Raw genomic sequence first — 20477 nt, forward strand, 5'->3', positions numbered from 1 at the left:
TGACTTATTCCAGCCCGGCCGGGCCCAGCTGGAAGCGCTGGCTCAAGCGCTGGCCGCTGGCTAGCAAAACGGTCACTTCCACCCCCGATGCCATCGTCTGGCAGGCCGCGCGGCTGGTGCCGGAGACCGACACGCTGGCGCCCTGCGGGCAAACGCACACGGCATGCCCCTGGCCCTCGGTATCGACCGTGACCGCGCCGTAGCCGGCCCGCATCGACAGGCCGCAAGCCTGGCGCCAGGTCCATGCGGACGGGGGCACAGAGGCGGTAATGTCGGTGCCGTCGCCCCGCAGCACCGCAGCGGTGGCGGTGACCCGGGGCACACCGGGCGTCAGCGGCGTGTCGGCGTAGGTGAGTTGCAGGCGCAAGGCGCTGTCCGGCGCCTGGACGGAGGTGGCGTTGCGCGCCGCGAGCGGTTGGAGCAAGGTGAGTGCTACCTCACCTTGCTCGCCGCGCCAGACCTTGCGCAGCATGTCCCCGCACGCTTTTAGCAGCGCAATGAGCGGGCCACCCGGCCGTGGCGCGGCGTGGCCCGATAGTGACCCTGAGTGCGTCGATGGCACGATTTCCCCGTATCCTTTTTATAACGGCACTCTACAAACCGGGCGGCCTTCGCGCATCACCCATTCATGGGATGCCGCCGGGTTTTCTCCTGGCCTGTGCGGGATTTCAGGCCGATGGCGGTGTCCCGGCCAGTTCGCCGACGCGCCTGACCACCTCGGCCAGTAGCGCCGAGCTGTCGTCGCTGCGATAGCTCATCATCACCGGCGAGGTAAAGCCGGGTGCGTCAATCGGCACGTAGGCCACGTCGTCGCGGTGCAGGCGCTGCACCGATGCCGGCACCAGGCAGATCCCAAGCCCCGCGGCCACGAGGCCGATGGCGGTCTGCAGCTCATTGGCCTCCTGCGCCACGCGCAACTGCAGGCCCTGCGTGCGGAACAGCGCCAGCACGTGGTCGGCGTAGCTGGGGCGGGGCCGCGCCGGGTAGAGCACGAAGGGGTGGGCCGCCAGCTGCGCCGGCGTCATGGGCGGGCCCTTGAGCGCCGGGTGGCCGCTGGGCACGGCGGCCACCAGCGTTTCGGCCATGACCACCGTGCGGGTGATGGCCGGGTCGTCCAGCACGATGCGGCCGAAGCCGATATCGATGCGCCCGGCTTTCAGTGCTTCCATCTGCTGTACGGTGGTCAGCTCCGACAAGCCCACCTCCAGCGCCGCATCGGAGCCCCGCACCAGCCGGATCAGTTCCGGCAGGAAGCCATAGAGCACCGATGGCACGAAGCCGATGCCGAACCAGCGCTTTTCATTGCGGCCGATGCGCCGCGTGCCTTCCACGATCTCGTCGATGCGCTGGTTGAGCTGCAGCGATTGCTCCAGCAGGAAGCGCCCGGCCTCGGTCAGCCGTACCGCGCGCGAGGAACGGTCCAGCAGCACGGTGCCGATTTCGTCCTCCAGCTGGCGGATCTGGCGCGACAGCGGCGGCTGGGCGATATGCAGGCGCTCAGCCGCGCGGGTGAAGTTGAGTTCGGCCGCGACGGCCTGGAAATAACGCAGGTGACGTAGCTCCATGCCCCCGTCCTTTCATACTTTAAAGGTATTGATCGGGACATACTCGGTCTTGGACACCCTGGATGTCAAGCCACATACTGCTTCTCAACGTATTCCATACTTGGCAGACACCCAGCATGAAAGCAACCGTCACCTCCGTCGAAGCCATCCTGGTCGACCTGCCCACCATCCGGGCGCACCAGCTTGCCATGACCACCATGCAGCGCCAGACCCTGGTGATCGTGCGGCTGCGTTGCAGCGACGGCATCGAGGGGATTGGCGAAGCCACCACCATCGGCGGCCTGAGCTACGGCGACGAAAGCCCCGAGGGCATCAAGCTGACCATCGATACCTATCTGGCGCCTGCACTGGCCGGCATCGACGCGTGCAATATCCACGCCGCCATGCAGCGCCTGGCTTCGGTGGCGCGGGGAAATCGCTTCGCCAAGTCGGCGCTGGAGTCCGCGCTGCTCGATGCGCAGGGCAAGCGCCTGGGCCTGCCCTTGTCCGAATTGCTGGGCGGCGCGGTGCGGCCGAACCTGGCTTGCCTGTGGACGCTCGCCAGCGGAGATACCGGCCGCGATATCGAAGAAGCCGAAACCCTGCTGGCCGAGCGCCGCCACAACACCTTCAAGCTCAAGATCGGCCGTCGCAGCGTGCGCGATGACGTGGCCCATGTGTCCGCCATCAAGCGCGCGCTGGGCGACCGTGCCCGCGTGACGGTGGACGTCAACCAGGCCTGGAACGAAGCCGATGCCGCCACCGGCATCGCCATGCTGGAAGCCGCCGGCATCGATCTCGTCGAGCAGCCCGTGCCGCGCGAGCAGCGTGGCGCGCTGGCCCGGCTGGCGGCGCGCTTCGTGGTGCCGGTGATGGCCGATGAGGCCGTGTGCGGCCCCGAGGATGCGATGGAACTGGCGCGCATTGCGGGCGCGGACGTGTTCGCGCTGAAGATTTCCAAGTCCGGTGGCATCTTCGAGATGCTGCGCACAGCGGCGGTAGGCGACGCTGCCGGCATCGCGCTGTACGGCGGCACCATGCTGGAAGGCAGCGTGGGCACCATCGCCGCTGCCCACGGCTTTGCCACGCTGCCGCGGCTGGCCTGGGGCACCGAGCTGTTCGGCCCGCTGCTTCTCAAGGATGATGTGGTGACGGCGCGCCCCGAGTACCGTGACTTTGCCTTGCACCTGCCGGTTGGCCCGGGGCTTGGCCTGACGCTGGACGAAGACAAGCTGGCCCATTACCGCCGCGCCGCCTGAGGCGCTGCCCAAGCAAACATAGACCGAGGATTCAAGCATGTTGTTTCTGGTGAGAATGGACGTAAAGATGCCCGCGGACATGCCGGCCGCGCAGGCCGACGAGATCAAGGCGCGCGAGAAGGCGTACTCGCAGGACCTGCAGCGCCAGGGCAAGTGGCCGCATCTGTGGCGCGTGGTGGGCGAGTACGCCAACTACAGCGTGTTCGATGCCGAGTCCAACGACGAACTGCACACCATGCTCTCCAGCCTGCCGCTGTTCCCGTACATGGAAATCCACGTCACGCCGCTGGCCAAGCACCCGTCGTCGATCAAGTAAGCCGGCCGGCTCGCCGTTACCCTGAATACCGCCGCGGCCCCGATGGCCGCGGTCCAACGCCAACACCAACACCAACACCAACTCCGAATCCACTTGGAGGAGACTCTGATGCGCTTGCCATTCCTGCGCGCGTGGGCCGCCTGCGCCTGTGCGCTGGCCACCCTGGCCGTGCTGCCGTCCGCCGCCCATGCCGACACCTATCCCGATCACCCGATCCGCTGGGTCGTGCCATTCCCCGCAGGCGGTGCGATGGACAATATCGCCCGCACGCTGGGCGAGGAAATGTCGAGGAGCCTGGGCCAGTCCATCGTGGTGGAAAACCGCCCCGGCGCCGGCGGCAATATCGGCGCCGAGATGGTGGCGCGCTCGCCCGCGGACGGCTACACGCTGATCATCGTCGCCAACGGCATGGCGGTGAACCCCGCGCTGTACGGCCGCCTCAGCTATGACCCGGTCAAGGATTTCGCGCCGGTCTCGCTCCTGGCGGTGGTGCCTAACGTGCTGGTCACCAGCAAGGCCAAGAAGCTGCCCGCCACGGTGCCCGACCTGATCGCCGCGGCGCGCGCCACGCCGGACAAGTACACCTATGCCTCCGCCGGCAATGGCACTTCGATTCACCTGGCTGGCGAGCTGTTCACCTCGCTCACCGGCGTCAAGATGCTCCACGTGCCCTACAAGGGCAGCGGCCCGGCCATGACGGACCTGCTGGGCGGGCAGGTCGACTATATGTTCGACAGCATCACCTCGGCCAAGCCGCACATCGACTCCGGCAAGCTCACGCCCATCGCGGTGACCACCGCCAAGCGCTCGTCGACGCTGCCGAACGTGCCGACCCTGGCCGAAGCCGGCGTCAAGGGCTATGACCTGTCGCCGTGGTTCGCCGCCTTTGTCCCGGCCAAGACGCCGCCCGCCGTGGTCGCGCGCCTGAACCAGGCCATGGTGGACGCGCTGGCCAAGCCGTCGGTGCGTACCCGCCTGGCCGCCATCGGCGCCGAGCCGATCGGCAGCACGCCCGCGCAGCTGGGCAAGCACCTCGCTGCCGAAACCGATAAATGGGGCAAGCTGATCCGCGAACGCGGCATCCGCGCGGATTGAGAACGCCATGACCACTGCATTGCACCAAGGCATCGCGCTGCATTACGAGATCGAGGGGGCGCCCCACGCGCCCGTGCTGGTCATGTCCAATTCGCTGGGCACCGATATGCAGATGTGGGCGCCGCAGATGGATAGCCTGCTGCAGCGCTTTCGCGTGCTGCGCTACGACACCCGCGGCCACGGGGGCTCCGGCCTGCCGTCCCCGGCCGCAGCGCCGTTCGGGTTTGCCGAACTCGGCCAGGACGTGCTGGCCATCATGGATCACGCCGGCATCCAGCGCGCGCATTTTTGCGGGCTGTCGATGGGCGGCATGACCGGCATGTGGCTGGCGGCCAATCACCCCGAGCGTTTCGGCCGCTTCGTGCTGGCCAATACCGCCGCCCTCATCGGCCCGGCCAGCGGCTGGGACACGCGCATCCAGACGGTGCGCAGCCAGGGCATGGCCGCCATCGTCGATGCGGTGCTGGCGCGCTGGTTCAGCGCCGCCTGGCTGGCTGGCAACGCCGCGCGCATCGCGCCGGTGCGCCAGATGCTGCTGGACGCATCGCCCGAAGGCTACACGGCCAACTGCGCCGCCGTGCGCGACGCCGACCTGCGCGCGCAGCTGCAGCGCATCTCCTGCCCGGTGCTGGTGATTGCCGGCACGCACGACCTGGCCACCACGCCGGCGCAAGGCCGCGAAGTGGCGCAAGGGATTGCCGGGGCGCGCTACGTGGAGCTGGACGGGGCCCACTTGTCAAACTGGGAGCAGCCGGAGGGGTTTGCGCAGGCGGTTTGCGGGTTTTTGGCAGGCTGAGGCGGATTGCTCACCCTTCCTGCGCAGGCATCATTGCGATGCGATCCATGATTGCATCGCAATGATATCAATGCTATCGTTTTCGGATGGCATTGCAGGAGGGGGATCATGGCAAATCTGCTGGTTCGAGGGATTGATGAAGCGCTAGTACAGAGGCTGCGTGAGCAGGCTGCCGCACACGGTCGTAGCGCTGAGGCCGAGCACCGTGAAATTCTTGCGCGGGCGTTGCACACGACCAGGCGCAAGAGCTTTGCCGAGGTGTTGGCAAGCATGCCAGATGTCGGCGAGGACAGCGATTTCGAGCGCGTCGATCAGCCGGGCGGGGCCGCGCATGTATTTGATTGACACCAATGTCATCAGTGAGATGAGGAAGCGCGAGCGTGCCGACAAGGGTGTTCGAGCATTCTTTCGCCAAGCGGCAAAGCAGGAGCGTGAGCTGTACTTGTCGGTCGTCACAGTCGGCGAACTTCGGCGTGGCGTCGAGCTGATCCAGCATCGGGGAGATCATGCGCAAGGCGCGCTTCTTGCCACGTGGCTCGACACGGTGCTGCACGAGTTCGGGGCACATATCCTCGCGGTAGATGCGGAAATCGGTCAGCTATGGGGGCGCCTTCGTGTCCCCCACGCGGAGCATGCCTTGGACAAACTGATCGCGGCGACGGCGCTGATTCACGACCTCACCGTAGTGACGCGCAACGTTAGTGATTTTGCTGGTACCGGGGTGCGTGTTCTGAACCCCTTTGAATGACTGGCAAGCGACGACCGCAATCCGCGTTTGCCGCGGCACGCGACGCTACTTCGCCGCCCCGAACAGGATATCTCCATACCAGGCCCGCGCGTTTCCGCCCGTGTTGTCGGTATCGGTGAGCAGGCCGTAGGCGGTCAGCTTGCCGGGCTTCTCCTTGAAGGCATGCTCGAAGTCCTGTTCCACATTGCGGCTCAGCGTGAGCCAATTGCCGGCGGCGTCGGCTCCGCCTGACACCACGATCATCTTGACCCGCGAGGTGTGGGGGTTGTCGATGACCGTGCCGACCGGCGCGGTGTTGGACCAGATGTACATCAGCGTGGCATAGGGCAGTTCCTCGCCCGCCAGCGTCTTGGCCAGCTTGATGGCGGTGCGCTCGCCCAGCGATAGCTTGTCCGTATCTCCATCGAACATGAACACCAGGCGCGCCGGCGCGTCTTCCTTGGCGGCGACGCTGTTGTCGGCCGCATCGATCGGGTGTTCCACCTTCCAGCGCCAGCTGACCTGCGGAGTGGCCTCCAGGTCCAGGTTGTTGCCCTTGTGCATCAGCGCGGAGGCGGAGGCGGCCGCGTCGGCTTCCAGCACCGTGGCGTGGTCCTGCGCCACCAGGCTGTAGTGGGTCGACGCCTTGCCGTGCGCCACCGGCAGGTTCTTCCACCCGGCCGGCAACGGGCCGCCGGGCGTGCCGGCGGAGAAGGCCGCGCCGGGGGGGGCCGCCGGCGCCGATGCTGCCGATGCCTGCGCTTGGGCCGGCGCAGCGTGCGCGAGCAGCAGGCCGCAGGCTAGCAGGGTGGCCAGCACGTGAGCGCGCGGCGCCACCGAGCGGGTGGAATGCGTCAAAGCCAGATGGGGGGTCATGATCGATTGCCCGATGGTCGCCGTCATTGTTCTTATTGTCTCCATTGTAGGCAGCGGCCCGGGCCTTTGTGTGCGCGCCGGCCGGCGCATCGCCGAAGATCTTGGCGTAGTAGCGGTAGCCCGCGTCCAGATGCCTTGCCGCGCAAGCGCTCAGGCCAAGCCGCCGTTGGCGCGCAGGATCTGGCCGTTGACCCAGCCGGCATCGGCGCCGACGAGGAAGGCGACGACGCCGGCGATGTCTTCCGGTTGGCCCAGGCGTTGCAGCGGGGGCATCTTGGCGAAGGCCTGGATCTGCTCTTCGGTCTTGCCGTCGAGGAACAGCGAGGTAGCGATCGGGCCGGGGGCCACCGCATTGACCGTGATGTTGCGGCCGCGCAGTTCCTTGGCGAACACGTGCGTGAACGCCTCCACCGCTGCCTTGGTGGCGTTGTAGACGGCATAGCCGGGCATGTTCAGCGCCAGCGTGGTGCTGGAGACATTGACGATGCGCCCGCCGTCGGCAAGCCGCGCGGCGGCTTCGCGCAGGGTGTTGAAGGTGCCGCGCACGTTGATGTCGAAGGTCTGGTCATAGAGCGCGTCGCTGGTGTCGGCCAGCGGCACCGTCTTGAGCACGCCAGCGTTGTTGACCAGCACGCTCACCTTGCCCAGTTGCTGCTCGGTGATCTCGAACAGGCTGCGCACATCGTTGGCCTTGGACACATCGGCCTGCACTGCGATGGCCGACGCGCCAGCGGCCTTCAGTTCGGCCACGAGGGCGTCGGCCTGGGCCGCGCCGGCCGCGTAGTTGATGGCGACGGCGAGACCGTCCTGCGCCAGGCGCCTGGCAACGGCGGCACCGATGCCGCGGGATGCGCCCGTGACGATGGCGACTTGGGTGGGGTTGGCGTTGCGCATGGTCCGTTTCCTTTCAGGCGGTGGGTTGGTGAAACGGATCATGGACCATTCCTATGCAAAGATAATTGGTGGCATTTTGATATCATTGATCCGTTCACATTAACAATCCGGCGCCCCAGGGTCTTTCATTGCCCACTCCGGCACCGTTCAGCTACGCATGGACCGATTCCAGGAAATGCAGGCCTTCGTGCGCATCGCCGAGCGCCAGAGCTTTACCCAGGCCTCCGAGGATCTCCAGATCCCGCGCGCCACCATCTCCAACCTGATCAAGCGCATGGAACAGCGGCTCGGTGCCCGGCTGCTGGAGCGCACCACCCGCACGGTGCGGCTCACGCACGACGGCGAAGCGCACTACCGGCGCTGCGTGCGCCTGATAGCCGACCTGGAAGAAGCGGAGGGCTCATTCCGGGATACCGCGCCCAAGGGCCTGCTGCGCGTGAACCTGCAGGGGACGCTGGCCCGGCATTTCGTGGTGCCGGCGCTGCCGGATTTCCTGGCGCACTATCCCGAGCTGGAAATCCATATTGGCGAGGACGACCGGCTGGTCGACCTGGTGCGCGAGGGAATCGATTGCGTGCTGCGCGCGGGCAACCTGCAGGATTCGTCGATGGTGGGGCGCCGGGTCGCGCTGCTGGAGCAGGTGACCGTGGCCAGCCCCGCGTACCTGGCCCGCCATGGCGAACCGGCGGATCTTGATGCATTGACGGCGCATCGCGCGGTCAACTACATCTCCAGCGGCACCGGCAAGCCTGTGCCGCTGGAATTCACGGTAGCTGGCCGCGTGACGGCCATGCAACTGGCGGCCGCCATTTCGGTCACCGGCGCCGATCTCTACACCGGCGCCGCGGTGGCCGGGCTGGGGCTGGTCCAGGTGCCGCGCTATCGGGTGGCGGGAGAGTTGCGGGAGGGCCGCTTGCAGGTCGTGCTGGCGGACCTGCCGCCGCCGCCGATGCCGGTGTCGGTGCTGTATTCGCAGAACCGCCAGCTATCAATGCGGGTGCGGGTGTTCGTGCAGTGGTTGCGCGATGTGTTCGAGGCAGGCGCCGACGGGAACCAAGGCTTGATTCCTATCGGCGCCTGAGGTTCGCCGGCCGGTTATTTCCGCACGTTGGACGGCAGCACCGAATTCCGGCTGGACTGCTTGGTGGATTGCCCTGACTGCGCCGATTGCCCCTTGCCGCTGGCCGACGACTTCGGCGACGCGGCGCCGGCAACCCCGACGCCGGCGCAAAGCAGGATGGCGAGCAGTGCCGCCGGTGCATTTTTTCGCATGCTCATGATGGACTCCCGTTGCGTGGCCGGTCCGCCCGGGGCGTGCCGGCCACTGGTTGGTTCAGGTTCAGGTTCAGATTCCGGTTCAAATTCAGGCTCAGATGCCTTCAGCCGGCGTCAGCGAGGCCGCGTCCGGGCCGCCCTTGCGCCCGCGATGGCGGTTGACCCAGGAGAACACCACCGGCAGCACCAGCAGCGTCAGCAGCGTGGTGGTCACCATGCCGCCCACGATCACCAGTGCCAGTGGCCGTTGCGCCTCCGAGCCGATGCCGTGCGACAGCGCTGCGGGCAACAGCCCCAGGCCCGCCAGCATGGCCGTCATCACCACCGGGCGCAAGCGCAGCGCGGCGCCTTCGACCACGGCCGCATGCAAGTCGTCGGACTGCGCCAGCCGGTTGACGTAGGAGATCAGGATCACCCCGTCCTGGATCGCAATGCCGAACAGCGACAAGAACCCGATGCCCGCCGAGATCGATAGGGTCTCTCCCGCGATATGCAGCGCCAGCAAGCCACCGATGGCCGCGAACGGCACGTTCAGCACCACCATCAGCGCATCCTTGAAGTTGCCAAAGGTGCTGTACAGCAGCAGGAAGATCACCAGGATGGTCAGCGGCACGATCACCGCCAGCTTCTTCTGCGCGATCTTCATCTGGTTGAACTGGCCATCCCAGAAGATGCTGTAGCCTGCCGGCAGCGTCACCGCCTTGCCTACCTTGTCCTGCGCCTCGGCCACCGCGCTGCCAAGGTCTCGTCCGCGCACGCCGAACTTGATGGCGATATAGCGCTTGCCGGTTTCGCGGTAGACGAAGAACGGCCCGTCGGTCGCCTCCACCTTGGCCACCATCGACAGCGGAATGCGCTGGCCGTCCGGCGTATCCACGAGCAAGCGGTTGATGACATCCGGGTTGTTGCGCGCCTGGTCGTTGAGCCGCACCGACAGCCCGAAGGTCTTCTCGCCTTCCAGGATGTTGGTGACCGCGTCGCCGCCAATTGCAAACTGCACGGCGGACTGGATGTCGCTCACGTTCATGCCGAAGCGCGCGCTCTTCTCGCGGTCCACCGTGATGTTCAGCGTGGGCTGGCCAAGTTCCTTGAAGATGCCAACGTCAGCCAGGCCCGGCACCTTCTTCAGGATGGACTCGACCTCCTTGGCCTTGTCCTGCAGCGTCACCAGGTCGGAGCCGTAGATCTTCACCGAGTTCTCGCCCTTGACCCCGGACAGCGCCTCGTTCACGTTGTCCTGGATGTACTGCGAGAAGTTGTACTCGATGCCCGGGATACGATCCAGGTGCTTGGACAGGCGTTCGACCACCTGCTGCTTGGTCGCACCCTTGGGCCAGTCGGCCGGGGGCTTGAAGTACAGCGCGTATTCCTGGTTGAACACGCCGGTGGAGTCGGTGCCGTCGTCCGGGCGGCCAATCTGCACCGACACGGTTTTCACTTCGGGCTGCTGGCGGAAGAAGCCGCGCAGGTCGCGTGCGATGGAGGCCGAGTAGTCGAGATCCACGGTGTTGGGCAACGTGATGCGCAGCCACAGGTTGTTCTCCTCCAGCGTGGGCAGGAACTCGGTGCCGAGGTAGCGCGAGCTGTACAGCGTGCCGGCCAGGCCGATGAACGCGGCCAGGAACACCAGGCCGGGCTTCTTCAGCAGCTTGCGCAGCAGCGGCTTGTAGGCGCTCAGGATGATGGCAATGAACTTCGGCGAATGCGGCCGCAGCGAGCCGCGGAACACAAAGGAGGTCACCGCCGGCACGAAGGTCAGCGCCAGCACGATCGAGGCCAGCAGCGCGAAGCCCATGGTGAAGGCCATCGGCTTGAAGATGATGCCTTCCACCCCGCCCATGAAGAACAGCGGCGAGTAGGCCACGATGATGATGCCGGTGGAGAAGATCATGGCGCGCTGGACCTCGCTGGTGGCCCTGACGATGCCATCCTCCACATTGGTCTCGCCCTCCTCCAGGTGGCGCATGATGTTCTCCATCACGATCACCGCCGCATCCACGATCAGCCCGAAGTCGATCGCCCCTAGCGAGATCAGGTTAGCCGGCACCTTGAAGTGGGCCATGTTGATGAACGACACGCACAGCGCCAGCGGGATCACCGCCGCCACCACCGCCGCGGCGCGGAAGCTGCCGAGGAAGATGAACAGCACGATCAGCACCAGCGAGATGCCGACGAACAGCGCATGCTCGACGGTACCCATGGTGATATCGAGCAGGTTCTGCCGGTCATAGAACGTCTTGACCTGGATACCCTTGGGCAGCACGTTCTGGTTGATGTCGGCGATCTTGTCGCGCACCCGCGCCAGGACCTCGGTGGCGTTCTCGTCGCGCTTCATCAGCACGATGCCTTCGACGATATCGTCGTGCTGGTCGAACTGCACCATGCCCAGGCGCGGCGTGTTGCCCACCCGCACCTCGGCAATATCGCGCACCCGCACCGGCACGCCGTTGGACACCGAAACGGTGACGTTGCGGATGTCGTCGAGCGTTTGCAGCAGGCCCACGCCACGCACCACGAACTGCTGCTCGCCGGCCTTCATCAGGCCGCCGCCGGCGTTGGCGTTGGCATTCGACACCGCATCCACTACCTGCTTGAGCGAGAGCCCATAGGCCTGCAGCTTCTCCGGCGTCGGCACGATCTGGTATTGCTTGACCTTGCCGCCAAAGGCGGTGATGTCGGCCACGCCCGGGACGTGCTTGATCTCCTTGTAGACGTTGTAGTCCTGGTAGGTCTTCAGCGTGGTCACGTCGATGCCGTCGGCCTCGATCCGGTAGCGCAGGATTTCGCCGGTGGCGTCGCCGTCCGGCGACAGGTTGGGCTGCACGCCCGGCGGCAGGTTGGCTTGCGACAGGTAGGTGACGAAGTTCTGGCGGGCCTTGAAGTTATCCACGCCCTCCTTGAACTTGACGGTCACAACAGACAGCCCGAACAGCGAGACCGAGCGGAAGGACTGCACGTCCGGCACGCTGGCCAGCGCGTTCTCCACCGGAATCGTGATCTGCTGCTCGACCTCCACCGTGCTGCGCCCAGGCCACTGCGTGATGGCCTGCACCGTGACCGGCGCCACGCCCGGGTACGCCTGCAGCGGCAGCTGCAGGAAGCTCAGCACGCCGGCCGCCAGCAGGCCGATGGCCAGGAAGACGATGACCAGGCGCCGCTTGAGGATGCTCTTGATTGGCGAGAAGACCATCTCAGGCCTCCTGCTTGAGCAACATTTCGTTGAGCAGCATGCCGCCCTGCGTCACCACCCGCACCGACGCGCCGGCCGGCACGCCTTCGGTGACCTGGAAGGTGCCGTCGCTGCGTGGCGTGCCCTGCACCGCCACGCGCTCGATGTGCTTGTCGTCCGGCTGCGTCATCAGGTAGAGCTTGCCCTGGTCCTTGACGATGGCCGATTGCGGCACCACCAGCGCCTGCGCGCTGCCGGTGACGATGCGCGCGGTGGCGTACATCTCCGGCTTGAGCGTGCCATCCGGGTTGGGCACATCGCAGCGCACCTGCAGGGTGTGCGTATCGGCGTCGACATTGGGCGCGATAAAGCTGACGCGCCCGCGGTAGTGCCGGCCCGGGTAGGCCGGGGTCTCGATCTCGATGACCTGGCCCAGGCGCACGTTCTTGATGTCGTTCTCGTACAGGTTGCCGGTGAACCAGATCGAGCGGGTGTCGATGATGCTCATCAGCGAGTCGCCGACGTTGAGGTAGGAGCCGGGGTCCATGTCGCGCTTGACGATGGTGCCGCCGATCGGCGCGCGGATGGTCAGCGTGTCGGAGGCCACGCCACGCTCGCGGATGCGGGCAATGTCCTCGGTGGTCGCGCCCAGCACGCGCAGCTTGTTCTCGGACGATTGCATGGTCAGGCGGGCATCGTCCACCAGTTCCTTCAGGTCGCTGTTGCTGAGCGTCTTGAAGGCGTTATGCGAGAGCAGGAATTCGTTCTGCGCGGAGATGTACTCGGGCGAGTACAGCTCGGCCAGCGGCTGGCCGGCATGCACCACGGCGCCCTCGAACACCAGGATGCGCTCGACGCGGCCGGCCACCCGCGCCGAGGCCAGCTTGGCCTGCTGCACGTTATAGGCCAGCTTGCCGGGCGTGGGCGTGTCGATCGTCACGGCTTGCGTGCTGAACACCGCGGACTTGACCGCGTTCGGGTCGAAGCCGCCTTCGGGCAGCGTCAGCAGCGACGGCACGTTGCGCGGCTTTGCCGCCTCGGGCTTGGCGTAGGGCGCGGCCATGCCGGCCTTGCCGGCTTGCTCCGCCTGTTGTGCATGTTCAGGCTGTTGGGACTGGGCCCAGTACTTCCCGCCCCAGATACCGCCGGCCAGGACCACCACAAAGCCAGCGCCGATCATCAGATTCTTGTTCATAGGTTCAAGGCCTTGCGGCCATCAGAATTTGTCCCGGCCCACCGCGGCGGCGAGCGTGTAGTAAGCCTGGCGCGCCTCGGACTCGGCCTGCGTCACCGCCAGTTCCGCGTTCTTGAGCGCGGAGCTGGCGGTCAGCAGGTCGGTGAAGTCGGCATTGTTGTTGGCGTAGTTGGTGAAGGCCATCTTGTAGGCGGTCATGGCCTCGGGCAATTGCCGCTGGCGCAGGAACTCCGCCTGGTTCACCGACTGGCGCAGGTTGTTGTGCGCGGTATCCACCGCCAGCAGCGTCTGCTGGCGCACCGACTGCTCATTGGCGTCGGACGCCACCTTGTTGGCCACGGCTTCATCCACGCCGTACTTCTCCTTGGTGAAGAAAAACAGCGGGATGATCACGTCGAACTCGATGCCGTAGCTGGCCGGCTTGAAGCCCAGCGGCGGGTTGTTGCCATTGAAGGTGCCGATGATCTGGAAGTCAGGCAGGTAGGCCTTGCGAGCCAGGCGCACGCCCTTCTCGGCCGCTTCCACCATGAAGCGCGAGGCCCGCACGTTGGGATGCTCGCGCAGGGCCATGTCTTCCAGCTCGGGCAGCGGCGTGGGCGGCAGGCGCACCGCGCTGGCGTCCGGGCGCAGTTCCAGCGGGAACTCGGGATTCTTGCCGATCAGCGTGTTGATGGTCTTGAGCGCGTTGTCATACTGGCGTTCCAGGCCAAACGTATCGTTCTGCGCGCTGCTCTGCGCTACCTGGGCATTAAGGTAGTCCACATAGCCCGCCGCGTTGTTGGCGTAGCGGATGCGCGCCACCTGCTTGACCTGCTCCAGCCGCTTGAGGTTCAGGCGCAGCACATCGAGCTGCGCCTTCTGCGCCAGCGCCTGGAAGTAGGTCGTGCTCAGTTGCGCGTAGAGCTGCAGGTACAGCGCGTCGCGCTGCGCGTCGATCGATTCGGCTTGCGTGTTGGCGATATCGGCGGCCAGCGCCTTCTTGCCCGGGAACGGGATCGACTGCGTGAGGGTGTAGCTGAAGCTCTCGGCGCGCGCCAGTGCCAGCGGGCTGTTCTTGGGCAGGTTGCCCCAGATAAAGCCCACCTGCGGGTTGTTTGGCGCGGCGATCTGCGGCACGGTGGCCTTGGCCGCCATATAGAGCGAGCGGGCCTGGATCAGTTGCGGGTTGCTGGCGCGCAACTCCTCCGACAGCTCCCACAATGAGAATCCGGGGCCAACGAGGCCCTTTGTCTTTTCTTCGGCACTGAGCGTGGCTGCTGGCGCGGCGCTCGCGCTGGCGCCGCGCGGCGCTGCCTGATCCCATCCGCTGGCTGGCGCCTTGCCGGTAGCAGGCGCTTTCTGCACTGGTGGAACAAGCGGGACCGGATCGGTATCTCCGCTCAGTTGAACACCCCATGCGACCCGAGCCGAAAAGACCAGGATGACGGCTGCTCCAACTTTTCTGTTAGTTGGTTTTTTAATCATAAACACTCCCATCGCTACTTGTAACAGTTATGACAGGACAAGCTTTCAATTGCCCTTCCAGAACATTGCAAATGGCTTTCGGAAATTTAGGGGATTACCCGCATTGGGAATTGAAAATTGGAATCCAGCATCGACTATTCCGCAGAGCGATAGCAGAATCGCTATCGAAGTCCTTCGGATAGCCATGTCACGCCGCAAGCCGGTTGGCGCGCGCTGTCCCTTGAAATTGGGGGAATGCAGGAAGTGGCCGGGACCATCACCATCCATTCCGCGGTACGCTTTGTATCCGGCGCGCGAAAGAAATGGATGGCCGTCTTTAAAGGCAATAGGATAACCGCATCGAATTCAATATGAATTGATCGATGATATTTCTGGTTAAATAAGGTCTAGGGCCGTAAAAAAAGATCCTGCCTTTCCTTTATCTGGTTTATTCCATGCTAGTGCGCCGTCTGTTCGCATAGCGGGCACACCCGGATCAACAGGGGCGCGTTTTCCATTTCGGCGAGCGCATCGCTATCGTCGGAGGCGATGGTGCACTTGCACTCGCGCGCGGCGCTTGCGGGCTCGCCGCGGGAGTTCGCCGGCAGTACCGCGTAACGAACGCCGAGCTGCACGCGCCGCTCCCAGTCGCCTTGCGGATCCAGCGTCAGCAGCCACAAGCGGGTCTGGATCGACCAATGCCTGACGGTTTCGCTTTTGATCCCCAGGCGCCGCGCCGCTTCGGCGACCGACACCTGCTGGGAGGCCAGGTTGAAGAAGGCTTCCGCCTTATCTTCCAGCCTGAGCCGCGCCATCGGCGTGCCGGTCAGCCGGCTGAAGCGCTGGCGGCAGCCGCCGCAATGAAAGAGCGGCAGGCTGCTGCCATCGGTACCGTCAAAGGTCGACTTGCGGGCCCGGCAACGTGGGCACTGCGGCGGTCGGTGGCTGGCGCTGTGCAGCTTGCGCCACGCGGTAAGCAGGAAAGCGGTCAGGTCGGCATCGGCCACGTCCGCCGCCCCGCTCGCACGCACATGGATCAGCGTCGTGGCACGGCGCAGGTCGTCCGCATGGGGATACACGTTCGCGCGGCTGGCGGTGGGATCGACCTCGGCTCGCGTGGGTCGTTGCTGCTGAAATCTGCTCATATCGTCGGCGCGGGTAGATCCGGCCATGACGCCGTGGGCCCCGGGGCTGGCGCCCTGGTCGTAAAATCCCGCTAACCCGTGCTCCGGGGGCGATGAAATTGCGCCGATTCTATGTGGATTGGCCGCCGCCGAGTACTGTGATTGATCACAGTAGGCCGGGGGGCAATTGCGCCGCTAGGGCTTGATGATGCCGGCGGACGCGGCCTTCACGACCGCTTCGATGCGGGTGGCCACGCCGAGTTTCTGGCGGGCGTTGTCAATATGGAAGTCGACCGTGCGCTTGGACAGGCCGAGGATGGTGGCGATCTCGCCCGAGGTCTTGCCGCGCGCCGACCAAACCAGCGCTTCCACCTCGCGCTCGCTGAGCTGCACGGCCGGCAGCCCCGGCCGCGTGCGCGCAACCCGCGCAAGGCGAGCCTCGACAATGCTGGACAATATGTCGAAATCGACCGGTTTGGTCACATAGTCGTCGGCCCCGAGCCTGCGCCCCCTGAGTTCGGCCTCGCGCTGCGCCAGCGCCGTGAGGAAGACGAAGGGCATGTCGGCAAAGCGTGGCGCCAGCGAGGTGATCTTTTCCAGCAGTTCGAAGCCGGTCATCACTGGCATACTCACGTCGCAAAGGACGAGGTCCGGCGTGTCGCGCAGAATGGCGGCAAAACCTTGCTGGCCGTCGTGCGCGATGCTCACGGCAAAGCCCCGTTCGATCAACTCTTCGGCGATCAGTGCGGCCGTTTCGGCATCGTCCTCGATGCAGAGGATCTTCCGGCGGGCATCGGTCATGGTGGTCCTTGGTGGCGGCGGCGAGCCGCATCTTGCGGCCCGCCGAGGTACAGCGTAGCGAAATTCAGGATAAAAGTCTTATGAATCACTCGATTCGTCCGGCGCCCGCCAGCCGGCGAGTGCGTCGCGGCCTGGGGCGGCGCCTGGTCGGGCTGCCCGATTCAGTCCCCATGCTCAGGCCGATTCGCGTCCGGCTGTCGCTTGTGTTTGTGCTGTTCCTGCTGCTGGTGGTGGGCGTGGGCCTGTTTGGCATCAATCGGCTCAGCAACTTTCACAGCGTGTCGGCGCAGATCAGCGGCCGCTGGCTGCTGAGCAACCGCATCCTGGGCGACCTCAACAATTATATTTCGGACTACCGCGCGTTCGAGGGCGACGCGCTGATCGCGACGACGCGCGCCGACTTGCGCGCGGCCGAGGGGCAGATCAGCCGGCTGGACGATGTGATCAAGGAGGTCGAGGCCCGCTATGGCAAGATCGAGCACGATCCGGCCGAGCTGGCGCTCTACGAGCAGTTCATGGCGCAGTGGTCGGCTTACCGGCAACTGGTCGATCGCGTGGTTTCGCTGGCCCACCAGAAGGACACGACGCAGGCCGTGGCGCTTTATCGCGGCGAGTCGCGCCGCGCCTTCGAGCAGGCCAACGGCACGCTGGGCGTGCTGACCGAGCGCAACGTCGTCGGCGCCGCGCAGGCAACCGAGCGCGAGGCGGATGCCTATCACGAGGCCCGGCAACTGATTGCCGGCGCTATCCTGGTGTCGGGATTCCTCGTGATCGCCGCGGTGATCTATCTGGTCAGGGCCGTGTCGAACCCCATCGCGGGACTGGTCGAGCGCATGCACCGCATCATGGACAACGATCCCGACGTGGAGATCCCCGGCGCCGGGCGCAAGGATGAAATCGGTGAAATCGCCCGCGCCGTGGTGCGCTTTCGCGACAATACGATCGAACTGGAGCGCAGCAAGGCGGCGCTGGCCGCACAGACCACGATGCTGCTGGACACGTTGGAAAATGAGCGGCGCCTGGCGGTGCTCCAGCGCAATTTCGTCTCGATGGCCTCGCACGAGTTTCGCACGCCGCTCAATGTGATCGACGGCCACGCGCAGCGGCTCATGCGCATGAAGGAGGTGCCCACCGCCGAAGTCCTCGGCGAGCGCTGCGGGCGGATCCGTGTTGCCGTGCGGCGCATGACCAACCTGATCGACCACCTGCTCGATTCCTCGCAACTGCTGGACGGCGGGCGCCTTGCCACGCTGCAAGGCGTCGATTTTTCACTGACCCTGCTGATGCACGAAGTCTGCGAGATGCACCGCGAGAGTTCCCCCACGGCCGTCATCGAGGAGATCATCGACCCTGGCGTGAATGAGATTTTCCATGGCGACGCCAAGCTGCTGTTCCAGGCCTTCAGCAACCTGGTTGGCAACGCGATCAAGTATTCGCCCGCAGGCGCCCCGGTCACCGTGCATGTTTCCGGCGGCGCCGACATGATCCGCGTGTCCGTGTCCGATCGCGGCCTGGGCATCCCGGACAAGGACCGCGAGCATATCTTCGAGCGCTTTGTGCGCGGCGGCAACGTCGCCGGCACGGCAGGCGCGGGCGTTGGCCTGTATCTGGTCAAGCTGGCAGTCGACCTGCACCAAGGCGAGGTCCTGGTCACCAGCAAGGAAGGGCAGGGGTCGAGCTTCGTGGTCAAGCTGCCGCGCGCGGCGGCATCGGGCTGAAGGCTTGGGCTGGATTTGAGTGCGATTGCCGGGGCGGGTGGGCACGGACGGTGCACTGGTGTGCGTCGCTTAGCCTGTTTCGCCGGCACAGGCGTTATCGCTGCGCGTAGACGCCGGGCGGCGCCTGCAATCGCAACGCGCGTCGGGTGCCGCATCAAGGGCCGGTATTCCAGGCTTGGAATAAAAAAAGGCTTGCTGCTATTTCGATAGCAGCAAGCCTTTTACATATACTGACTGGCGGAGTGGACGGGACTCGAACCCGCGACCCCCGGCGTGACAGGCCGGTATTCTAACCAACTGAACTACCACTCCGCAGTGGCTGTGGAACCCGCTTGTCGCGGTTTCCGACGCTCGTGTTGAGGCTGCGCTTGGTGGCGTTGCTCTCGAAACTGGCGTCCCCAAGGGGATTCGAACCCCTGTACTCACCGTGAAAGGGTGATGTCCTAGGCCTCTAGACGATGGGGACTTAGACTTGCTCGCTACGTCATGTACATTTCGTGTCGCGAGGGGCGCGATTATAGCGCCCTTTTTTCGCGATGGGAAGCCCCTGTTTATTCTCCCTCGCAAATCGTCAAACGGCGCGCGCATCGCATAGCCGTAATTGCCAAGACAGGTGGCAGGGGCATGGCCACGTTCTCTACCACGCCCTGTATTTCTACGCGTTCGCGGTGATCCCGCCCGCCGAGGCCAGCTTGCTGGCCCGCCCTGTGCGGTGCCTTGTGCCACCTTGCGCTGGAATCCACCGTGATGCCAAGCGCCGGCTAATGGCTCGCGGCGCTGCTGCTGGGCGCGGGGCCGACCGGCGTGGCCTTCGCGGCGTGGGACCACGGCACCAAGCACGGTCGCCTGGCGTTGCTGGGGGTGTTGTCATATGGCACGCCGCTGATGGCTACGCTGCTGCTGGTGTGGTTCGGCTTTGCCACGCTGACGTGGACGCTGGCAGGCGCGGCCGCGCTCATCATCGGCGGCGCGGCGCTCGCGATGACTGGCCGGCGCACGTCATCGCGCCTGCAATCGGCCTGATCGACAGGCGCGTCATTGGCGCCGCCGCTCGCGCATGGGGCCGTCGGCGTCGATGCTGCCGCCCGCGCTAAGCGGCCCATCGACGTTGACCGGCCCGTTGACCAGCATGTTGCCTTCCACCACCAAGGGCCCGTGCACGGTGAGCGGGCCGTGAAACACCTTTTGCCGCCCTGCGCCGGGCGGCTGTCCATAGACCGGTGGGCGGTTGGCAAACCAGGCTGCGGTCAGCGGGCCGTGTGCAAGGACGCTGCCGTCCACGGTCAGCGTGCCATGGACGGTGAGGGGGCCTTCCACCACCAGCGAGCCGCCGATGGTGAGCGGCCCGGATTCCACCGGCTGGCCATGTGCCGCCGCGGCTAGCCACAGGGATGCCGCCAGGATTGCGCGGGCCTGCCGGGCAATTTGCGATCTCATGACCCGCTCCCAAGGTGCGCGGCGCATTTGCCGCAAGCAGCTTCCAACTTAGCGCGCGCGGCGGATACGTGCAAGCCGAAGCCGGGCTCCGAGCCCTGTTCTTTTGCGGTGCGATCTGCCACCATTGCGCCCCTTCATTTCACGGCTCTCGATGGGCGCATCTACGTCATGGCTTCCAGCAAAGCACACCATGCCACCGGATGGGCGGCAGGCCTCGCCGCCGCCGCAGTGGTCGCCAAGTCTGGTGCCGGCGGCCCGTATCACATGGCCGCGGTGCTTGCCTTTTTTGCGGGCGTGGCCGGCGGTGGCGCGCCTGACTGGCTGGAGGTCGCCTGGTGGTCCAGATCCCGCCGGCTGTGGATCACACACCGTACCTGGACGCACTGGGGCATCGCCTGGCTGGCGCTGCTGGTGGTTGCGCACCGCGCCCTGGGCGCGCACGCGCTGGCCGCGCCGGCGTTCGGCTTTGCCTGTGGCGGGCTGATGCACTTGCTGGCCGATTGGCCCAACCCACTCGGCGTACCCTGGATTCTCGGGCGGCACTCGCTGAACTGGTGGAAGAGCGGACGCTGCGACCTGCTGGTGGTCGCGGCTTCGTGGATGGGCGCACTGGCGTTGTCGCGCCACGTGTGGTTCCACGGCACGCACGGGCTGGACTTGTTCCAGTACTTGCGGGCCTGGCACCTGCGGGTCTGAGCGTCGGGGCGCTTGAGCGCGTGAGCGTCTGCGCGCGCGCACAAAAAAGAGGCGGCCACAAGGGCCGCCGATCGGGAATGTCGAGGGAGGCAATTCCCTCACAGAAGGCTAA

At 65.7% G+C, this 20477-nt stretch carries 21 protein-coding genes and 2 tRNA genes; 10 read left to right on the plus strand and 13 right to left on the minus strand.

Going from position 1 to position 20477, the window contains the following annotated elements; translation table 11 throughout:
- Positions 1-4: 4 nt before the first annotated feature.
- Positions 5-472 carry a hypothetical protein gene (locus tag A9975_RS37395; RefSeq protein ID WP_183037120.1) on the minus strand — a complete coding sequence of 156 codons (468 nt, stop codon included), beginning with the start codon at positions 470-472 and terminating at the stop codon, positions 5-7.
- Positions 473-668: 196 nt separating this feature from the next.
- Positions 669-1565 (minus strand): LysR family transcriptional regulator, encoded by an 897-nt coding sequence (locus A9975_RS37400; protein WP_174423471.1) that lies wholly within the window; start codon positions 1563-1565, stop codon positions 669-671.
- A 116-nt stretch (positions 1566-1681) separates the two neighbouring features.
- Here A9975_RS37400 and A9975_RS37405 point away from each other — a divergent pair, with 116 nt between their 5' ends.
- The 6 genes from A9975_RS37405 to A9975_RS37430 all read left to right on the plus strand — a co-directional run bounded on the left by A9975_RS37405 (position 1682) and on the right by A9975_RS37430 (position 5758).
- Positions 1682-2803, plus strand: a complete 1122-nt coding sequence (locus tag A9975_RS37405) for a muconate/chloromuconate family cycloisomerase (protein WP_043352961.1) — start codon at positions 1682-1684, stop codon at positions 2801-2803.
- 37 nt (positions 2804-2840) lie between these two features.
- Entirely contained in the window at positions 2841-3119 is a 279-nt protein-coding gene (gene catC, locus A9975_RS37410; RefSeq protein ID WP_183037121.1) for a muconolactone Delta-isomerase, read from the plus strand.
- Positions 3120-3227: 108 nt separating this feature from the next.
- Positions 3228-4214, plus strand: coding sequence for a tripartite tricarboxylate transporter substrate binding protein (locus A9975_RS37415; protein ID WP_183037122.1), 987 nt, complete (start codon positions 3228-3230; stop codon positions 4212-4214).
- A gap of 7 nt (positions 4215-4221) precedes the next feature.
- Positions 4222-5010 (plus strand): 3-oxoadipate enol-lactonase, encoded by a 789-nt coding sequence (gene pcaD, locus A9975_RS37420; protein WP_183037123.1) that lies wholly within the window; start codon positions 4222-4224, stop codon positions 5008-5010.
- 108 nt (positions 5011-5118) lie between these two features.
- On the plus strand, positions 5119-5355 hold the full coding sequence (locus A9975_RS37425; protein WP_150984430.1) for a DNA-binding protein: 237 nt from the start codon (positions 5119-5121) through the stop codon (positions 5353-5355).
- Complete coding sequence (locus tag A9975_RS37430; RefSeq protein ID WP_183037124.1) at positions 5342-5758, plus strand: type II toxin-antitoxin system VapC family toxin; 417 nt, start codon at positions 5342-5344, stop codon at positions 5756-5758. Before A9975_RS37425 ends, A9975_RS37430 begins: the two co-directional genes overlap by 14 nt.
- A gap of 45 nt (positions 5759-5803) precedes the next feature.
- Here the strand turns inward: A9975_RS37430 and A9975_RS37435 are convergent, their stop codons facing one another.
- Together A9975_RS37435 and A9975_RS37440 are read right to left on the minus strand one after the other, a co-directional pair.
- Positions 5804-6613: a DUF3047 domain-containing protein gene (locus tag A9975_RS37435; RefSeq protein ID WP_255504295.1), complete on the minus strand. Its 810-nt coding sequence runs from the start codon at positions 6611-6613 to the stop codon at positions 5804-5806.
- 150 nt (positions 6614-6763) lie between these two features.
- A complete protein-coding gene (locus tag A9975_RS37440; protein WP_183037126.1) occupies positions 6764-7507 on the minus strand; it encodes an SDR family oxidoreductase in 744 nt (247 codons plus the stop codon).
- 157 nt (positions 7508-7664) lie between these two features.
- Between A9975_RS37440 and A9975_RS37445 the strand changes: the two genes are divergently transcribed.
- Positions 7665-8588, plus strand: a complete 924-nt coding sequence (locus A9975_RS37445; RefSeq protein WP_183037127.1) for a LysR family transcriptional regulator — start codon at positions 7665-7667, stop codon at positions 8586-8588.
- Positions 8589-8602: 14 nt separating this feature from the next.
- Here the strand turns inward: A9975_RS37445 and A9975_RS37450 are convergent, their stop codons facing one another.
- The 6 genes from A9975_RS37450 to A9975_RS37475 form a co-directional block, all read right to left on the minus strand.
- Positions 8603-8785, minus strand: coding sequence for a hypothetical protein (locus A9975_RS37450; protein ID WP_183037128.1), 183 nt, complete (start codon positions 8783-8785; stop codon positions 8603-8605).
- 91 nt (positions 8786-8876) lie between these two features.
- Positions 8877-11972, minus strand: a complete 3096-nt coding sequence (locus A9975_RS37455) for an efflux RND transporter permease subunit (protein ID WP_183037129.1) — start codon at positions 11970-11972, stop codon at positions 8877-8879.
- A 1-nt stretch (position 11973) separates the two neighbouring features.
- On the minus strand, positions 11974-13146 hold the full coding sequence (locus tag A9975_RS37460) for an efflux RND transporter periplasmic adaptor subunit (protein ID WP_183037130.1): 1173 nt from the start codon (positions 13144-13146) through the stop codon (positions 11974-11976).
- A 21-nt stretch (positions 13147-13167) separates the two neighbouring features.
- Positions 13168-14346 carry a TolC family protein gene (locus A9975_RS37465; RefSeq protein ID WP_255504297.1) on the minus strand — a complete coding sequence of 393 codons (1179 nt, stop codon included), beginning with the start codon at positions 14344-14346 and terminating at the stop codon, positions 13168-13170.
- Between the two features lie 701 nt (positions 14347-15047).
- On the minus strand, positions 15048-15734 hold the full coding sequence (locus A9975_RS37470; protein ID WP_183037131.1) for a DUF746 domain-containing protein: 687 nt from the start codon (positions 15732-15734) through the stop codon (positions 15048-15050).
- 174 nt (positions 15735-15908) lie between these two features.
- On the minus strand, positions 15909-16514 hold the full coding sequence (locus A9975_RS37475) for a response regulator transcription factor (protein WP_150984423.1): 606 nt from the start codon (positions 16512-16514) through the stop codon (positions 15909-15911).
- 80 nt (positions 16515-16594) lie between these two features.
- Between A9975_RS37475 and A9975_RS37480 the strand changes: the two genes are divergently transcribed.
- Positions 16595-18232, plus strand: coding sequence for an ATP-binding protein (locus A9975_RS37480; RefSeq protein ID WP_183037132.1), 1638 nt, complete (start codon positions 16595-16597; stop codon positions 18230-18232).
- Positions 18233-18467: 235 nt separating this feature from the next.
- Here A9975_RS37480 and A9975_RS37485 read toward each other — a convergent pair.
- A tRNA-Asp gene (locus tag A9975_RS37485) sits at positions 18468-18544 on the minus strand.
- Between the two features lie 78 nt (positions 18545-18622).
- Positions 18623-18698: transfer RNA gene (locus A9975_RS37490), tRNA-Glu, on the minus strand.
- Positions 18699-19036: 338 nt separating this feature from the next.
- Between A9975_RS37490 and A9975_RS37495 the strand changes: the two genes are divergently transcribed.
- On the plus strand, positions 19037-19255 hold the full coding sequence (locus A9975_RS37495; RefSeq protein WP_183037133.1) for a hypothetical protein: 219 nt from the start codon (positions 19037-19039) through the stop codon (positions 19253-19255).
- 12 nt (positions 19256-19267) lie between these two features.
- Here the strand turns inward: A9975_RS37495 and A9975_RS37500 are convergent, their stop codons facing one another.
- Positions 19268-19669, minus strand: a complete 402-nt coding sequence (locus A9975_RS37500) for a hypothetical protein (RefSeq protein WP_183037134.1) — start codon at positions 19667-19669, stop codon at positions 19268-19270.
- A 168-nt stretch (positions 19670-19837) separates the two neighbouring features.
- Between A9975_RS37500 and A9975_RS37505 the strand changes: the two genes are divergently transcribed.
- Positions 19838-20365 (plus strand): metal-dependent hydrolase, encoded by a 528-nt coding sequence (locus tag A9975_RS37505; protein ID WP_183037135.1) that lies wholly within the window; start codon positions 19838-19840, stop codon positions 20363-20365.
- The last annotated feature ends 112 nt before the right edge of the window (positions 20366-20477 follow it).

It is taken from the genome of Cupriavidus sp. UME77, from assembly GCF_014170355.1.
GTDB classification, from domain to species: domain Bacteria; phylum Pseudomonadota; class Gammaproteobacteria; order Burkholderiales; family Burkholderiaceae; genus Cupriavidus; species Cupriavidus basilensis.

Bases quoted from the DNA above. Each gene is read 5' to 3' on its own strand.
- A9975_RS37395 (WP_183037120.1), bottom strand. From the start codon at position 472: ATGCTGCGCAAGGTCTGGCGCGGCGAGCAAGGTGAGGTAGCACTCACC.
- A9975_RS37400 (WP_174423471.1), bottom strand. From the start codon at position 1,565: ATGGAGCTACGTCACCTGCGTTATTTCCAGGCCGTCGCGGCCGAACTC.
- A9975_RS37405 (WP_043352961.1), top strand. From the start codon at position 1,682: ATGAAAGCAACCGTCACCTCCGTCGAAGCCATCCTGGTCGACCTGCCC.
- catC (WP_183037121.1), top strand. From the start codon at position 2,841: ATGTTGTTTCTGGTGAGAATGGACGTAAAGATGCCCGCGGACATGCCG.
- A9975_RS37415 (WP_183037122.1), top strand. From the start codon at position 3,228: ATGCGCTTGCCATTCCTGCGCGCGTGGGCCGCCTGCGCCTGTGCGCTG.
- pcaD (WP_183037123.1), top strand. From the start codon at position 4,222: ATGACCACTGCATTGCACCAAGGCATCGCGCTGCATTACGAGATCGAG.
- A9975_RS37425 (WP_150984430.1), top strand. From the start codon at position 5,119: ATGGCAAATCTGCTGGTTCGAGGGATTGATGAAGCGCTAGTACAGAGG.
- A9975_RS37430 (WP_183037124.1), top strand. From the start codon at position 5,342: ATGTATTTGATTGACACCAATGTCATCAGTGAGATGAGGAAGCGCGAG.
- A9975_RS37435 (WP_255504295.1), bottom strand. From the start codon at position 6,613: ATGACCCCCCATCTGGCTTTGACGCATTCCACCCGCTCGGTGGCGCCG.
- A9975_RS37440 (WP_183037126.1), bottom strand. From the start codon at position 7,507: ATGCGCAACGCCAACCCCACCCAAGTCGCCATCGTCACGGGCGCATCC.
- A9975_RS37445 (WP_183037127.1), top strand. From the start codon at position 7,665: ATGGACCGATTCCAGGAAATGCAGGCCTTCGTGCGCATCGCCGAGCGC.
- A9975_RS37450 (WP_183037128.1), bottom strand. From the start codon at position 8,785: ATGAGCATGCGAAAAAATGCACCGGCGGCACTGCTCGCCATCCTGCTT.
- A9975_RS37455 (WP_183037129.1), bottom strand. From the start codon at position 11,972: ATGGTCTTCTCGCCAATCAAGAGCATCCTCAAGCGGCGCCTGGTCATC.
- A9975_RS37460 (WP_183037130.1), bottom strand. From the start codon at position 13,146: ATGAACAAGAATCTGATGATCGGCGCTGGCTTTGTGGTGGTCCTGGCC.
- A9975_RS37470 (WP_183037131.1), bottom strand. From the start codon at position 15,734: ATGAGCAGATTTCAGCAGCAACGACCCACGCGAGCCGAGGTCGATCCC.
- A9975_RS37475 (WP_150984423.1), bottom strand. From the start codon at position 16,514: ATGACCGATGCCCGCCGGAAGATCCTCTGCATCGAGGACGATGCCGAA.
- A9975_RS37480 (WP_183037132.1), top strand. From the start codon at position 16,595: ATGAATCACTCGATTCGTCCGGCGCCCGCCAGCCGGCGAGTGCGTCGC.
- A9975_RS37500 (WP_183037134.1), bottom strand. From the start codon at position 19,669: ATGAGATCGCAAATTGCCCGGCAGGCCCGCGCAATCCTGGCGGCATCC.
- A9975_RS37505 (WP_183037135.1), top strand. From the start codon at position 19,838: ATGGCTTCCAGCAAAGCACACCATGCCACCGGATGGGCGGCAGGCCTC.